The organism is Klebsiella sp. K5-45 (assembly GCF_030128605.1).
GTDB lineage: Bacteria > Pseudomonadota > Gammaproteobacteria > Enterobacterales > Enterobacteriaceae > Klebsiella > Klebsiella quasipneumoniae.
This window is the reverse complement of the sequence record NZ_JAKUZW010000010.1, coordinates 45,693-61,386: the sequence shown is the minus strand read 5'-3', so window position 1 is coordinate 61,386 and position 15,694 is coordinate 45,693. Positions and strand designations below refer to the sequence as shown.

Annotated in this window: 14 protein-coding genes; 4 read left to right on the top strand and 10 right to left on the bottom strand. The window is 58.3% G+C overall.

The window, feature by feature from the left end:
* Window positions 1-49: 49 nt before the first annotated feature.
* The 3 genes from gntT to gntX form a co-directional block, all read right to left on the bottom strand.
* Entirely contained in the window at window positions 50-1,366 is a 1,317-nt protein-coding gene (gntT, locus tag MKS11_RS20715) for a gluconate transporter (protein WP_004202142.1), read from the bottom strand.
* Between the two features lie 336 nt (window positions 1,367-1,702).
* Window positions 1,703-2,278: a Fe-S biogenesis protein NfuA gene (nfuA, locus tag MKS11_RS20710; protein ID WP_004202143.1), complete on the bottom strand. Its 576-nt coding sequence runs from the start codon at window positions 2,276-2,278 to the stop codon at window positions 1,703-1,705.
* 58 nt (window positions 2,279-2,336) lie between these two features.
* Window positions 2,337-3,011, bottom strand: coding sequence for a DNA utilization protein GntX (gene gntX / locus MKS11_RS20705; protein ID WP_048295667.1), 675 nt, complete (start codon window positions 3,009-3,011; stop codon window positions 2,337-2,339).
* Between the two features lie 39 nt (window positions 3,012-3,050).
* Between gntX and bioH the strand changes: the two genes are divergently transcribed.
* On the top strand, window positions 3,051-3,824 hold the full coding sequence (gene bioH / locus MKS11_RS20700) for a pimeloyl-ACP methyl ester esterase BioH (protein WP_004202147.1): 774 nt from the start codon (window positions 3,051-3,053) through the stop codon (window positions 3,822-3,824).
* Window positions 3,825-3,944: 120 nt separating this feature from the next.
* Complete coding sequence (locus tag MKS11_RS20695; RefSeq protein ID WP_004202149.1) at window positions 3,945-4,214, top strand: YdgH/BhsA/McbA-like domain containing protein; 270 nt, start codon at window positions 3,945-3,947, stop codon at window positions 4,212-4,214.
* Between the two features lie 87 nt (window positions 4,215-4,301).
* Here MKS11_RS20695 and feoC read toward each other — a convergent pair whose 3' ends face one another.
* The 5 genes from feoC to greB form a co-directional block, all read right to left on the bottom strand.
* A complete protein-coding gene (gene feoC / locus MKS11_RS20690) occupies window positions 4,302-4,541 on the bottom strand; it encodes a [Fe-S]-dependent transcriptional repressor FeoC (protein ID WP_004202151.1) in 240 nt (79 codons plus the stop codon).
* 9 nt (window positions 4,542-4,550) lie between these two features.
* Window positions 4,551-6,869, bottom strand: a complete 2,319-nt coding sequence (feoB, locus tag MKS11_RS20685; RefSeq protein ID WP_064178583.1) for a Fe(2+) transporter permease subunit FeoB — start codon at window positions 6,867-6,869, stop codon at window positions 4,551-4,553.
* A gap of 28 nt (window positions 6,870-6,897) precedes the next feature.
* A complete protein-coding gene (feoA, locus tag MKS11_RS20680; RefSeq protein ID WP_004202154.1) occupies window positions 6,898-7,125 on the bottom strand; it encodes a ferrous iron transporter A in 228 nt (75 codons plus the stop codon).
* A 412-nt stretch (window positions 7,126-7,537) separates the two neighbouring features.
* Window positions 7,538-9,868, bottom strand: coding sequence for a Tex family protein (locus MKS11_RS20675; RefSeq protein ID WP_087771809.1), 2,331 nt, complete (start codon window positions 9,866-9,868; stop codon window positions 7,538-7,540).
* A 100-nt stretch (window positions 9,869-9,968) separates the two neighbouring features.
* Window positions 9,969-10,442 carry a transcription elongation factor GreB gene (greB, locus tag MKS11_RS20670; protein WP_002920503.1) on the bottom strand — a complete coding sequence of 158 codons (474 nt, stop codon included), beginning with the start codon at window positions 10,440-10,442 and terminating at the stop codon, window positions 9,969-9,971.
* Window positions 10,443-10,669: 227 nt separating this feature from the next.
* Here greB and ompR point away from each other — a divergent pair, with 227 nt between their 5' ends.
* Together ompR and envZ are read left to right on the top strand one after the other, a co-directional pair.
* Window positions 10,670-11,389, top strand: coding sequence for a two-component system response regulator OmpR (gene ompR / locus MKS11_RS20665; RefSeq protein WP_001157751.1), 720 nt, complete (start codon window positions 10,670-10,672; stop codon window positions 11,387-11,389).
* Window positions 11,386-12,741, top strand: coding sequence for a two-component system sensor histidine kinase EnvZ (gene envZ / locus MKS11_RS20660; RefSeq protein ID WP_004202158.1), 1,356 nt, complete (start codon window positions 11,386-11,388; stop codon window positions 12,739-12,741). Before ompR ends, envZ begins: the two co-directional genes overlap by 4 nt.
* 77 nt (window positions 12,742-12,818) lie before the next feature.
* Here envZ and pckA read toward each other — a convergent pair whose 3' ends face one another.
* Entirely contained in the window at window positions 12,819-14,441 is a 1,623-nt protein-coding gene (pckA, locus tag MKS11_RS20655; RefSeq protein WP_087771810.1) for a phosphoenolpyruvate carboxykinase (ATP), read from the bottom strand.
* A gap of 359 nt (window positions 14,442-14,800) precedes the next feature.
* Complete coding sequence (gene hslO / locus MKS11_RS20650; protein WP_017899960.1) at window positions 14,801-15,685, bottom strand: Hsp33 family molecular chaperone HslO; 885 nt, start codon at window positions 15,683-15,685, stop codon at window positions 14,801-14,803.
* Window positions 15,686-15,694 lie beyond the last annotated feature (9 nt).

The following is a 15,694-nucleotide window of genomic DNA, read 5'->3' as shown; positions in this document are numbered from 1 at the left end:
GGCCGGTCCGCATCATGCGGACCGGCCTTTTTCTGTAGCGGGAGTGGCCTTACACCACCATCCCCAGCAGCAGACAGCCTACCAGGCCGCAGACAGAGATAATGGTTTCCAGTACCGACCAGGACCTGATGGTCTCGCCGATGGTCAGGTTAAAGTACTCTTTGAACAGCCAGAAGCCCGGATCGTTCACGTGGGAGAAGATAACGCTGCCGGAGCCGACCGCGATAACCATCAGCTCCGGGCTGACACCGGTGGTGGCGATCAGCGGCGCGGCGATCCCGCCCGCGGTGATGGCGGCAACGGTCGCCGAACCCAGCGCGATACGCAGTACCGCGGCGATGGACCATGCCATAAACAGCGGAGACATATTCGATTCGTGCATGATAGAAGCGATGTATTTATCCATGCCGCTATCCACCAGCACCTGTTTGAAGGCGCCGCCGCCGCCGATGATCAACAGCATCATGGCGATGATTTTAATAGAAGAGGTCAGGGTGTCGTTGATCTGCTCCATGGAGCGGCCGCGGTTCAAACCGAAGGTGAACAGGGCGATCAGTACCGCAATCAGGGTGGCCATGACCGGGTCGCCGAAGAATTCGGCAATCGGCAGGAAGGCGTGGCCCTTCGGCAGGATCATCTCGGCCACGGCGCGCATCGCCATCAGGATCACCGGAACCAGCGAGGTCCAGACGCTGACGCCAAAGCCAGGCATCTCTTCTTCAGTGAACACTTTCGGGTTATGCAGGCCTTCCGGGATCGGCTTATCAATGCCTTTCAGGAAACGGGCGAAAACCGGGCCGGCGAGAATAACCGTCGGGATAGCCAGAATGGTGCCGTAGAGCAGCGTTTTACCCATATCGGCGTGGAAGATGGTGGCGATCGCGGTCGGACCCGGGTGCGGCGGCAGGAAGCCATGGGTGACGGAGAGCGCGGCAGCCATCGGTACGCCGACGTACAGCAGCGGAATACGGGCCGAGGCGGCGATGGTAAACACCAGCGGCAGCATCAGTACGAAGCCCACTTCATAGAACAGGGCGAAACCGACGGTGAAGCCGGTCAGGACCACCGCCCATTGAATATGCTTCTTACCGAACTTATTGATAAGCGTGGTGGCGATACGCTGAGCGCCGCCGCAGTCTGCCAGCAGCTTACCGAGCATAGCGCCGAAGCCCATGATCAGCGCGAGGCTGCCAAGGGTGCCGCCAACGCCGTTTTTGATGGAAACGATCACTTTATCCAGTGGCATACCCTGCATTAATCCGACGGCGAGCGCCACCAGAACCAGCGCAATGAAGCCGTTCATTTTGAAACGGATCATTAACAGCAATAACAGGGCAACCCCGATAGCAACGATGACTAATGGCATGATTTACCTGGCCTTAATTTGTTATGGGTAACGTCAAAGTTTGAACCTGTAGAGCATCCGCTCCGTCAGGGAGCAAAATAGTCTGGCACCGTAAACGCTTGCATTATCCTTACCCAGAGAAAGGATAGCTGGCTATTTTTTTGCCGGTGGTGCCTGAAGTGGATGATACGGGTAACATGTGAGGGTTGAGAATCACCTGACCGGGGAAAATGTTAAATATGAGACTTAAGTCATACTCTTTCCCCGGTTTTTGCCGGTCGTTTAGTGGGAGATGTTGCGCGGTAACACAGAAAGGAGCAAGGAGAGCCGGCGACAGGGTGCCGCCGGAGGAAAGGCTTAGTAGTAGGAGTGCTCGCCGCGCTGGTGCTCGGTCAGATCGCGAACCCCTTTCAGCTCCGGAAACTCGTTCAGCAGCTGTTTTTCAATACCTTCTTTCAGGGTTACGTCGACCATCGAGCAGCCATTGCATCCGCCGCCGAACTGCAGGATAGCCAGACCGTCGTCGGTGATCTCCATCAGCGACACGCGACCGCCGTGGCCGGCCAGCTGCGGGTTAATCTGCGACTGCAGCAGATACTCGACGCGCTCCATCAGCGGGGCATCGTCAGCGACTTTGCGCATTTTGGCGTTCGGCGCTTTCAGGGTCAGCTGCGAGCCAAGCTGGTCGGTGACGAAATCAATTTCAGCGTCTTCCAGATAGGGCGCGCTGAGCTCATCGACATAGGCGGTCAGCTGTTCAAATTTCAGCGCCGTGTCGGTGTCTTCCACCGCATCCGGTGGGCAGTAGGATACGCCGCACTCAGCGTTTGGGGTGCCGGGATTAATCACAAATACGCGAATTTGCGTCCCTTCTTCCTGATTTGCCAGCAGTTTGGCAAAGTGCGCTTGTGCAGCATCGGAAATACGGATCATAGCGTTGGCCTAATAGTTGACTATTTTACTGGGTTATAATACGCCCATCAGCGGGGGTCTACAAGGTACGGCATATACACCATACCTGAACCGTCGCGGCGCCGTTTCGCAAAAGCAGGCGGGATATCTCGGCGACGGTGCTGCCGGTCGTGACGACATCATCCACCAGAGCGATATGGAGTCCCTGGACGGCAAATTCAAGCTGAAAGGCATTTTTCAGGTTCTGCCTGCGCAGGCGGGCATTGAGCGAATGCTGCACGGCGCCCGCTCGCTGGCGCGTCAGGCCGTCGCGACGCCAGACGCACCCACGCCAGCGGGCCAACGGTCGGCACAGCTCATCGCACTGATTATAACCCCGGCGCCAGCGGCGGCGATGCCACAGCGGCACGCCGACCAGCGCGTCTACCGGCGGCAAATCGTCGCGCTGTTTAAGGCGCAGCAGCAGCAGGCGCGCCAGGGCGGGGCCCAGTTCCGGACGATGGTGAAACTTCAGCTGCCGCACCAGGTCGCTCAGCGGCGAACGATAGTCATTGACCGCCACCATTCGATGCCAGGGCGGCGGCTTTTGCAGGCAGCGGCCGCAGGGATGCCGGGACATTGCCGCCGGCAGGCCGCACTGCGGGCAGAGCGGGGGGCAGGCGAGCAGGGCGCGGCTGCAGCGAGAGCAGATCCCCCAGCGGGCGACCGCCAGCGGCATTTGGCATAGCCAGCATAAGCTGTGTGCTGTTAGCATATTTGGCCTTCTGTCCAGTAAAAAAGAGAACGGTAACGGATGAACGACATCTGGTGGCAAACAATCGGCGAAGGTGATTGTCATCTTGTGCTGCTGCACGGTTGGGGACTGAACGCTCAGGTCTGGGATTGCATCACGCCGCAGCTGGCTTCGCATTTTACCCTTCACCTGGTGGACCTGCCTGGCTATGGCCGTAGCGGCGGGTTTGGGGCGATGTCGCTGGAGGCGATGGCGCAGCGGGTGCTGGAGCAGGCTCCGCCTCAGGCGGTGTGGCTGGGCTGGAGCCTGGGCGGGCTGGTGGCCAGCCAGGTCGCGATTATGCGTCCGCAACGGGTGCAGGCGCTGGTAACGGTTGCCTCTTCCCCCTGTTTCGCGGCTCATGAGGACTGGCCCGGCATCAAGCCGGAGGTGCTGGCTGGATTTCAGCAGCAGCTGAGCGAGGATTTCCAGCGCACCGTCGAGCGGTTCCTCGCATTGCAAACCATGGGCACGGAGAGCGCCCGTCAGGATGCGCGGGCGTTAAAGCAGGCGGTGCTCTCGCTGCCGATGCCTTCCGCTGAGGCGCTGAACGGCGGTCTGGAGATCCTCAGAACCGTCGATCTGCGCCAGGCGCTGGTCGGGCTGCCGATGCCGTTTCTGCGGCTGTACGGTCGACTGGACGGGTTGGTGCCGCGCAAGATTGTCCCGCTGCTGGATAAGCTATGGCCGGAAAGCGAGTCAATTCTCTTTGACAAGGCAGCGCATGCGCCATTTGTTTCCCATCCCGCGGCCTTTTGCGAGCCGCTGATGGCGCTGAAAAAACGGCTGGGGTAATTTTTTTTGCCGCGCCATGGTAAAAGGGCCATTCACAGCAATACTTAGGTTGTTACGGTGGTTGATTATTTCATTCCGCCATCGTGACCTACAATAACAACCTAATGGAGAGTAGAGGCTATGAAACTTGTTACAGGAATGGTTGCATCTCTGGTGATTGGCTGTCTGTCTTTTGGCGCATTCGCAGCGAAAGAGATCCAAAAAGAGGACGTGGCGAAGATGAATCTGACCAAGGTCGGCAGCATCACGACCTCAAGGACGACCTCGCCGATGGACGCCCGACGCGATCTGTCGAAAAAAGCTGATGAGCTGGGTGGAAAATACTTTGTGGTGATTGCCGGGCAGAAAAACGAAAAAACCGTTCACGCTAACGCTGACGTGTATAAATAATCCAGTCATAAAAAACGGGCCTGTTGGCCCGTTTTTCTCTGCTGTCACACTCGTTTTACCTCATGGCGCTGGCTGGCCTTACTCCCTTCATCGCAGCGCCCACCACTCCTGCTGGCACGCCGCTTTCCCTTCAGGACAGCTTTTACAGCTGCCGGAGAGGCAGCCCTCGCTCGTTTCGCTGATCCGTACCACCTTGCCCATGGCTTCCATGCGTTCGAGCATGGCGTCAATCAGCGGCTGAGGCGTCCGCAGGCGGGCGCTGAGCTGTTTCGCCTCCATGCGGCCCTGCAGGGCCAGCATATCGCGGACTTCCATTAACGACGCCACCGCTCCTCCTTAGTGGCAATCGCCAGCCGGGCTGGAACAGCAGGAGGTCGGCGTTTTCCGGGTGGCCAGCAGCGAGACGTCAACCCGGCTGCGCGCCCGACGCAGCAGACCGAAGAGCACTACGTTGAACAATACCACCGCCAGGATACACGCCAGGCTGTAGCGCGGATGGTCGCTAAAGCTGACGGTCTGGTAGTAGAGCGTCGAGAGCGAATAGGCGATATTCAGCCCCCACAGAATGGAGAAGGTCATCCAGCCGCGGCTCGATTCGCGGGCGATGGCGCCCATCACCGAGATGCAGGGGATGTAGAGCAGAACGAAGATCAGATAGCTGTAAGCCGCCGCGGCGCTGCCAAATTTACTGCCCATCACGCCCATCGCGCCGGTGGCCATTTCGCCATCGCCTTTGCTGGCTTCGATGGGGTTGGCCAGGACGCTGAGGCTGAAGGTGTCTTTCAGTCCCTGCCATGTCTCGTCGACGGCCGCCAGCAGTTCTTCGCCGAGGCTGAAGGTCCGCGGATTGAACTCCTCGTTCTGGATATCTTCGGCGGTATAGAGGGTGTTCAGCGTACCGACCACCACCTCCTTCGCCATCGCGCCGGTAAACAGGCCCACGGTGGCCTGCCAGTTATCTTCATGCACGCCGATCGGCTTAAACACCGGAGTAATGACCCGGCTCACCGAGGCCAGCGCGGAGTCGTTGATGTTGTCGACGACCTTGCCGCTCAGCGAGAAGCTGTTCAGCGCGCTGAGGAAGATGCTGACAATGACGATCACCTTCCCGGCGCGCAGCACAAAGCCTTTCAGGCGCTGCCAGGTCTGGATAATCAGGCTCTTGATATGCGGGACGTGGTACACCGGCAGCTCCATCACGAACGGCGAGGCTTCGCCGCGCATAATGGTGTGCTTCAGCATCAGGCCGGTGAGAATGGCCATCACAATGCCCAGCACATAGAGCGAGAAGACCGCCAGCGCGCCGTTCTGACCAAAGAACGCGGCCGCGAAGACGGCGAAGATCGCCAGCCGCGCGCCGCAGGACATAAACGGCGCCATCATAATGGTCATCAGACGTTCGCGCGGGGCGTCGAGGGTGCGGGCGCCCATCACCGACGGCACGTTACAGCCGAAACCGACAATCAACGGGACAAAGGATTTTCCCGGCAGGCCGAGGGCTTGCATCAGGCGGTCCATGACAAAGGCGGCGCGCGCCATGTAGCCGGAGTCCTCAAGGAAAGAGAGGAACAGATACATCATGCCGATCTGCGGCACCAGCGGCAGCACGGTGTTGATACCGCCGCCGATCCCTTGGGCGAGGAACACGGTCAGCCAGTCCGGGAAGTGCAGGGTGTAGCCCAGCCATTGAATACCGTGAATAAAGACCGCGACCGAGCCGGCGTCAAAAATCGGCTGCAGCGCGCCGCCGATGTTGATCGCCAGCAGGAACATCAGATACATGACAAAGAGAAAAATCGGCAACCCGAGGAAGCGGTTGAGGATCACCTTGTCCATCGCCGCGGTAAAGCGGCTTGGCTCGGCGGTCAGGGTGTTGCTGACGGCGTCGCAAATGGCGGCGATGGTCTGATAGCGCGCGTCAGCGATATGCAGCGCCGGGTCGTCGATCTCGTCGCTAAGATTCGCCAGGGTGATATCCAGTTTATCGGCGGCGTCGCCGGCATAGGCCCGGCTGTAGATGTCGCCCTCCAGCATCTGCAGACCGAGCCAGCGCCGTTGCTTGACCGGGATCTGCGCTGACATCTGCTGCGCCAGCAGGTCAGCTTCGCGCAGCAGCGGCTGCGGATAATGGACCAGCTCAATATCGCTGTTCGCCTGATGACGGTCGAGGGCAATCTTCAGCGCTTCGATCCCGCGTCCGCGGGTCGAAACCAGCGGAATGACCGGGCAGCCGAGGCGCGCGGCGAGGGCATCGATATCGATACGCACCTGCTGCTTTTCGGCAATATCCAGCATGTTCAGCGCCACGACGCAGGGGATCCCCAGCTCAAGCAGCTGCAGCGTCAAATAGAGGTTTCGCTCGAGGTTGGAGGCGTCGACCACGTTAATCAGCATGTCGGCCTCGCCGCTGAGGATGTAGTGGCAGGCGATCTGCTCGTCCAGCGAGGTCTGCGAAGAGATGGTGGTCAGAGAGTAGGTCCCGGGGAGGTCAACCAGCGTGACCTGGTGGTCAGTGGTGGCGAACACGCCCTCTTTACGCTCAACGGTGACCCCGGCCCAGTTGCCCACGCGCTGGCGGGCGCCGGTCAGTTGATTAAATAAAGTGGTCTTGCCGGAATTAGGATTACCAATTAAACCAACGGTTAATTTTTTCATATTTCAGACTCTTGTGCCGGGCCAGCCGTTATTGTGCAACCGCTTCCAGTTCGATTAAGGCGAGATCTTTTTTGCGTAATACCAAACTGACGCGTCGGGTTTCAATATGAACAGGATCGCCGAGCGGCGCCACGCGCACCACATGAAAAGAGGATCCGGGCAGCATGCCGAGGGAGAGCAATTTCTGACGGTATGCTGGGCTAATATCGCGGGAGAATCCAATGATTTTCCACGCACTATCAGGTGTGAATTGCATAGGGCCTACTTGTCTATCGCTAACCGAAGATGAATTGACCGGGCGTCGGGATGTCACCGCGCCGGATACCATAGCCAACGAAAAAAGAAAAAATCATTCTGAAAGTGATGATAATGAGAATGGTTTTTATCATCAATACATATGATGCGATCAACGCTATTTTTAAAGCGGAAATCACTTTTTTATTGATGTGCCGCAAAATCTGTCTGTGATCGAAAATGCACGAAATATTATTTCGGCGATCTAATGTTTAATTAAGGTTTCTTAAGTTAACGAAATGAAAATATTAATTTCGCTGTCTTCAGGCGTGGAATAAAAACAGGTTATCAGAAACAACTGAACCTGTTTTGCGCGTGATGGCGATGGCCTGGTCATGAAAAGAAAACTGCCCCTGAAAAGGGGCAGGGTGGGATTAGCGTTTTTTACCCATCGCCGCCGCGAGGGCATCCATCATCGCGCTGTTGCCGGCAGGCTGCGCGTCGCGACCGCGAGGTTTGGCGGCTTTCGCGGCCGGGCGGTTGCCCTGCGGGCGATCCTGACCGCCGCCGCGGCGGGCGTTGCTGTCGCCCGGCTGCTCGTCGAGACGCATGGTCAGGGCGATACGCTTACGCGGCAGATCGACTTCCATGACCTTGACCTTCACGATGTCGCCCGCTTTCACCACGGTGTGCGGATCTTCAACAAACTTGTCAGAAAGCGACGAAATGTGGATCAGTCCGTCCTGATGGACGCCGATATCGACAAATGCGCCGAAGTTGGTGACGTTGGTGACGGCCCCTTCCAGAATCATCCCCGGCAGCAGATCGTTCATGGTCTCTACGCCGTCTGCGAACTTCGCTGTCTTAAACTCCGGACGCGGGTCGCGGCCCGGTTTTTCCAGCTCTTTGATGATGTCGGTCACGGTCGGTACGCCGAACTTCTCATCGGTGAAATCCACGGCCTTCAGGTGGCGCAGCGCACTGCTATTGCCCATCAGATCTTTCAGCGCCTGCTGGGTAGCGGCCAGAATGCGTTCGACCACCGGGTAGGCTTCCGGGTGAACGGTGGAGGCATCCAGCGGGTTGTCGCCGTGGTTGATACGCAGGAAGCCGGCGCACTGTTCAAAGGCTTTCGGCCCCAGGCGGCTGACCTTCAGCAGCTGCTGGCGGTTCTGGAACTGGCCGTTCTCGTCGCGCCAGGCGACGATGTTCTGCGCCATCATGCGGGTCAGGCCGGCCACGCGGGTCAGCAGCGGCACGGAGGCGGTGTTCAGGTCAACGCCAACGGCGTTCACGCAGTCTTCCACCACCGCGTCCAGCTTACGCGCCAGCTGGGTCTGGCTGACATCGTGCTGATACTGGCCGACGCCAATGGATTTCGGGTCGATTTTCACCAGCTCGGCCAGGGGATCCTGCAGACGGCGGGCAATGGAGACCGCGCCGCGCAGCGACACGTCGAGGTCAGGGAACTCCTGCGCCGCCAGCTCGGAGGCGGAGTAAACGGAAGCCCCGGCTTCGCTGACGATCACCTTCTGGGCGGTGACCTTCGGGAACTGTTTCTGCACGTCGAGGAAGAAACGCTCGGTTTCACGCGAGGCGGTGCCGTTGCCGATCGCCACCAGCTCGACGTTGTGCTTCTCACACAGCGCGGCGACGGCGACGGCCGCTTTGGCGGCCTGACCGGTGTGGGGGTAGATGGTATCGGTGGCCACCAGTTTGCCGGTACCGTCAACCACGGCCACTTTCACCCCGGTGCGCAGGCCCGGGTCAAGGCCCATGGTGGCGCGCAGCCCGGCGGGCGCAGCCATCAGCAGGTCGTGCAGGTTGCGGGCGAAGACGTTAATAGCTTCGTCTTCAGCGCGCTCGCGCACGGTACCCATCAGCTCGGTTTCGAGATGCATCAGGACTTTGATCCGCCAGGTCCAACTGACGACGCCTTTACGCCAGCTGTCCGCCGGGGCGTTATTCAGGCGCAGGCCCAGATGGTCGATAATAATCTGCTCGCCGTGGCTCTCTTTCGGCGGCTCGTCAAACTGCGGGTCAGCGTTTAAAGAGAGCTGCAGGACGCCTTCGTTGCGACCGCGGAACATCGCCAGCGCGCGATGCGACGGCACGGTGGCGATCGGTTCATGGTGATCGAAGTAGTCGCGGAATTTGGCGCCTTCCTCTTCTTTGCCGCTGACGACGGTGGAGACCAGGTGGGCGTTTTTCCACAGATAGTCACGGACCTTCGCCAGCAGCGCGGCGTCTTCGGCAAAACGCTCCATCAGGATATAGCGCGCGCCATCCAGCGCCGCTTTGCTGTCGGCCACGCCTTTATCGGCATCAATATATTTTGCGGCTTCCGTTTCCGGATCGTGGGACGGTTCGTTCCACAGCAGGTCAGCCAGCGGCTCCAGCCCCGCTTCGATAGCGATTTGCCCGCGGGTGCGGCGCTTCGGTTTATACGGCAGGTAGAGATCTTCCAGTTCAGTTTTGCTGAGCGTGGTGTTGATGGCTTTTTCCAGCGCGTCGGTCAGTTTGCCCTGTTCAGCGATGGATTTGAGGATCGCCTGACGACGGTCTTCCAGTTCGCGCAGATAGCCGAGGCGGGTTTCCAGATTACGCAGCTGCGTGTCATCCAGACCGCCGGTGACTTCTTTACGATAACGTGCAATAAACGGCACGGTGTTCCCTTCATCAAGCAGGCGAACGGCAGCTTCTACCTGTTCGGCTCTGGCCTGAAGTTCACCCGCAATAATGCGGCAGAGCGAATCATTCATCATGGCTTTTAATTCATCTTTAGGGTCAAAAAACAGGGACTAGTTATACGGACTGACGGCTAAAAATGCCAGTCGCGCCGGGCGTCTCTCGGAAAGTTCTTGTCTATTTAACGTATTCGATCTCATTGACATACCAGCTGGCTTCGCCCGCCGGCGTGTTGACGATGGCCAGATCGCCAACCTCTTTTTTTAACAGTGCGCGCGCCATCGGCGAGTCGATGGAGATATAGTCTTTGCGGCCAAAAATTTCATCGTAACCGACGATGCGAAAGCGCTTGATATCGCCTTCATCGTTTTCAATCTCTACCCAGGCGCCGAAGAAGACTTTGCCCTCCTGCTGTGGGGAGTAATCGACGATCTTTAACTGTTCCAGACATTTGGTCAGATAGCGGACCCGGCGATCGATCTCGCGCAGGCGCTTTTTGTTGTACTGGTAATCCGCGTTCTCGCTGCGGTCGCCGAGGCTGGCGGCCCAGGTCACCTTTTTGGTCACTTCCGGGCGCTCCTGGCGCCACAGATAGTCCATCTCCTGCTTCAGTTTTTCATATCCCTCGCGGGTGATCAGCGGCGTTTTCATCGTGAGTTCAACCTTCTGACAGTCTGTCGTTGCGCACAATTTGTAGCGCGTAATAATACCGACAGGATAAATACTGTGTCTTATGATTAAATGTATACTTAACCTGCTGTTAAATATGCTTTGTAACAATTTAGCCTGGAATATATACCAGATTTAGCTGGTGAGCGCGCCGGGCTTTTTTGAGAATACGCACTGACTATTGCAGTGAACCTTTGGGAGTACAAACAATGCAAGAGAATTATAAGATTCTGGTTGTGGATGACGACATGCGCCTGCGTGCGCTGCTCGAACGTTATCTTACCGAGCAGGGCTTCCAGGTTCGTAGCGTGGCGAACGCCGAACAGATGGATCGTCTGTTAACCCGCGAATCCTTCCACCTGATGGTGCTGGATCTGATGCTGCCTGGGGAAGATGGTCTCTCGATTTGCCGCCGTCTGCGCAGCCAGAGCAACCCGATGCCGATCATTATGGTGACGGCGAAAGGCGAAGAGGTTGATCGTATCGTGGGCCTGGAGATCGGGGCCGACGACTACATTCCGAAGCCGTTCAACCCGCGTGAACTGCTGGCCCGCATCCGGGCGGTGTTGCGCCGTCAGGCGAACGAGCTGCCGGGCGCGCCGTCGCAGGAAGAGGCGGTTATCGCCTTTGGTAAATTCAAACTGAACCTGGGCACCCGCGAGATGTTCCGTGAAGACGAGCCGATGCCGTTGACCAGCGGCGAGTTTGCGGTCCTGAAGGCGCTGGTAAGCCATCCTCGTGAGCCGCTGTCGCGCGATAAGTTAATGAACCTCGCTCGCGGCCGCGAATACTCTGCGATGGAGCGTTCCATCGACGTACAGATCTCCCGCCTGCGCCGCATGGTGGAAGAGGACCCGGCGCATCCGCGCTATATCCAGACCGTCTGGGGTCTGGGCTACGTCTTCGTCCCGGACGGTTCTAAGGCATGAAACGCGTGCGCTTTTCGCCGCGCAGCTCCTTTGCTCGCACGCTGCTCCTGATCGTCACCTTGCTGTTCGTCAGCCTGGTGACGACCTATCTGGTAGTACTGAATTTCGCGATCCTGCCAAGTCTCCAGCAGTTTAATAAAGTATTGGCCTACGAAGTGCGTATGCTGATGACTGATAAGCTGCAGCTGGAGGATGGCACCCAGCTGGTGGTGCCCCCGGCGTTTCGCCGTGAAATTTATCGCGAGCTGGGGATTTCGCTCTATTCCAATGAAGCGGCGGAAGACGCAGGCCTGCGCTGGGCGCAGCATTATGAATTCTTGAGCCAGCAGATGGCTCATCAGCTTGGCGGCCCCACTGAGGTGCGGGTGGAGGTCAATAAAAGCTCCCCCGTGGTGTGGCTGAAGACCTGGCTCTCGCCCAATATTTGGGTGCGGGTGCCGCTGACTGAGATCCATCAGGGCGACTTCTCGCCGCTGTTCCGCTATACCCTGGCGATCATGCTGCTGGCGATAGGCGGCGCCTGGCTGTTTATCCGTATTCAGAACCGCCCGCTGGTGGATCTGGAGCATGCGGCGCTGCAGGTCGGGCGCGGCATTATTCCGCCGCCGCTGCGCGAGTATGGCGCCTCCGAAGTGCGTTCGGTGACGCGCGCCTTCAACCACATGGCCGCGGGCGTGAAGCAGCTGGCCGACGACCGTACGCTGCTGATGGCTGGGGTCAGCCATGATTTACGGACTCCGCTGACCCGCATTCGTCTGGCCACCGAGATGATGGGCGAGCAGGACGGCTATCTCGCGGAGTCGATCAATAAAGATATCGAAGAGTGCAACGCCATCATCGAGCAGTTTATCGACTATCTGCGCACCGGGCAGGAGATGCCGATGGAGCTGGCGGATCTGAATGCGGTGCTGGGGGAAGTGATCGCTGCGGAGAGCGGCTATGAGCGGGAGATCGCCACCGCCCTGCAGGCCGGCGAAATTCCGGTACGCATGCATCCTCTGTCTATCAAGCGCGCGCTGGCGAATATGGTGGTCAACGCGGCCCGCTATGGCAATGGCTGGATCAAGGTCAGCAGCGGCAGCGAAGCGAGCCGGGCCTGGTTCCAGGTAGAAGATGACGGACCGGGGATTAAACCTGAGCAGCGAGAGCACCTGTTTCAGCCGTTTGTACGCGGCGACAGCGCCCGCAGCACCAGCGGCACCGGGCTGGGGTTGGCGATTGTTCAGCGTATTATCGATAATCACAACGGCCGGCTGGAGATTGGCTCCAGCGAACGCGGCGGGTTACTGATCCGCGCCTGGCTGCCGGTGCACCGGGTGCTGGCGCCGATGAAACCGGCCAAAGAGAGCTGATCGCGCCCGCGTTTGGTTGGTCAGAACGCTGCACAATAAAAAGCCGGGCAAGCCCGGCTTTTTCATCTTTGCGCCCGTTAGCGCTGCGGCCCTGCCGCCACCAGCGCGGCGCCCGCTGGCGTATCGGTATACTTCTCAAAGTTCTCAATAAACAGCTTCGCCAGCTGGTCGGCTTTTTCCTGCCACTGCTCCGGGGAACCATAGGTGCTGCGCGGATCGAGGATCTGGGGATCCACGCCCGGGAGGGCCGTCGGGATCTGCAGGTTAAACATCGGCAGGGTAAAGGTCTCCGCGTTGTCCAGCGAGCCATTGAGGATGGCGTCGATGATGGCGCGGGTATCTTTAATCGAGATGCGCTTGCCGGTGCCGTTCCAGCCGGTATTGACCAGATAAGCCTGCGCGCCGGCCGCCTGCATGCGTTTGACCAGCACTTCGGCGTACTGTGTCGGGTGCAGCGACAGGAAGGCGGCGCCGAAGCAGGCGGAAAAAGTTGGCGTGGGTTCGGTCACGCCGCGCTCGGTGCCGGCCAGTTTGGCGGTAAACCCGGACAGGAAATGGTACTGCGTCTGATCGGCGGTCAGGCGGGAGACCGGCGGCAGTACGCCGAACGCATCGGCCGTCAGGAAGATCACTTTGGTGGCGTGACCCGCTTTGGAGACCGGTTTGACGATATTATCGATATGGTCGATGGGGTAGGAGACGCGGGTGTTTTCGGTCTTTGAGCCGTCATCGAAATCGATTGTCCCGTCGGCGCGCACTACTACGTTTTCCAGCAGGGCGTTACGGCGAATGGCGTGATAGATATCCGGCTCGGCCGCTTCAGAGAGCTTGATGGTCTTGGCGTAGCAGCCCCCTTCGAAGTTAAACACCCCGTCGTCATCCCAGCCATGTTCGTCATCGCCAATCAGGCGGCGTTTCGGGTCGGTGGAGAGGGTGGTTTTGCCGGTGCCTGAGAGGCCGAAGAAAATGGCGACATCGCCTTTCTCGCCCACGTTGGCAGAACAGTGCATGGAGGCGATGCCCTTCAGCGGCAGCAGGTAGTTCATGATCGAGAACATCCCTTTCTTCATCTCGCCGCCGTACCAGGTGCCGCCGATCAGCTGAATGCGCTCGGTGAGGTTGAAAGCGATGAAGTTTTCCGAGTTCAGGCCCTGCTCTTTCCACTGCGGGTTGGTGCACTTCGCGCCGTTCATCACGATGAAGTCGGGCGTGAATTCCGCCAGCTCTTCGTCGCTCGGGCGGATGAACATGTTTTTAACGAAGTGCGCCTGCCAGGCCACTTCGGTAATGAAACGTACGCTGAGGCGGGTATCGGCGTTAGCGCCGCAGAAGGCGTCGACGATAAACAGGCGTTTACCGGACAGCTTCTGTGTTACCAGCCCTTTCAGATGCTGCCAGGTTTCCTGCGAAAGCGGCTTGTTGTCGTTTTTACCCTTGCCTTTATCGGACCACCAGACGGTATCGCGGGTGGTGTCGTCGCGCACGAGGTACTTATCTTTCGGAGAACGACCGGTAAAAATGCCCGTGTCGACGGCGATAGCACCCAGACTGGTTAATACGCCACGTTCGTAGCCTTCCAGGTTGGGGTCGAGCTCTTCCTGAAACAACATGTCGTAGCTGGGATTGTGGACGATATCCTGAACGTCATTGATACCATAAGCCTTGAGATCCTGCGGGGTTAAACCATGATTAACGCGCATGTCACTGCTCCTTAGCCAAGATGTACTGCTGTAAATTGTAGGGTTTATTACCGGGTATTGACCGCGACCAGGCTCATAGATTTACGTATCTCGACATTCTTCAGAATGACGAAAAAAACGGTGACTCCTGTCACGAAGTGAAGTGGATTATCTCAGGAAATGGCTGGATGGTGGGGTTAGATGTTTCTCAATGGTTAAAAAGTAATTAAAAAAACTACTGAAATGTGAATGTAATCGCTTTCCTGGAATAAAATTACGTAACTCTTTCAGCGAAAATCGATTCAACTCGTGAATAAATAAAAGTCAGACACCGGGCGACAAACCACATCGCCGCCCGGTGCCTGCAAAAGAGGTGAGGATTAATGGACCTGCGGATCGGCCGGAGAGGCGTTATTACGGATCTCGGCGATGTCCATGGCGTTGAAGATATAGTGGTTACCGCAGTAGTCGCAGTGCATATCAATCTCGCCTTCGTCGGCAAGGATGCTATCTATCTCTTCGTCCGGCAGGGTTTTCAGCGCGCCGGCGCAGCGTTCGCGGGAGCAGGTGCACTTGAACTCCACGCTCTGCGGATCGTAGACCGTGACTTCTTCTTCATGGTACAGACGCCACAGCACATCGTTCGCCGGCAGGGTGAACAGCTCTTCCGCCTTGATGGTCTCGGTGAGCGTCGCCAGGTGCTCAAAGTCGGCAGTCTGGGCATCCTGCGCCGGCATCACCTGCAGCAGCATCCCGCCCGCCATCGGCTGACCTTCATGTTCGCCGGTGCGGATAATAAGGCGCGTCGGCAGCTGCTCTGAACGCTGGAAGTAATCTTCCAGGCAGGCGGCCAGCGTATCGCCTTCCAGACCGACCACGCCCTGATAACGCTCACCCTCTTCCGGGGAGATGGTGATGACCAGATAGCCGTTGCCGACCATCGCTTTCAGATCCGCATCGTCCGCAATCTCGCCCTGCACACGCGCGACGCCGCGCAGCTGCTGCTGGTTATTGCCGTTGATCACCGCCAGCTGTAAAGGCCCATCGCCCTGCAGCTGCACGGTGATGTCGCCGGCAAATTTCAGCGTCGCAGTCAGCAGACTGGTGGCGACCAGCAGCTCCGCCAGCACCGTTTTCACCGGCTGGGGATAAGTGTGATTTGCCAGAATCTGTTCCAGGGTTTCCGACACCGTCACCAGCTCGCCGCGCACGGCATAGTTTTCAAACAGATAACGATGTAATTGATCGTGTTGAGTCATAATCATCTCTCTTTC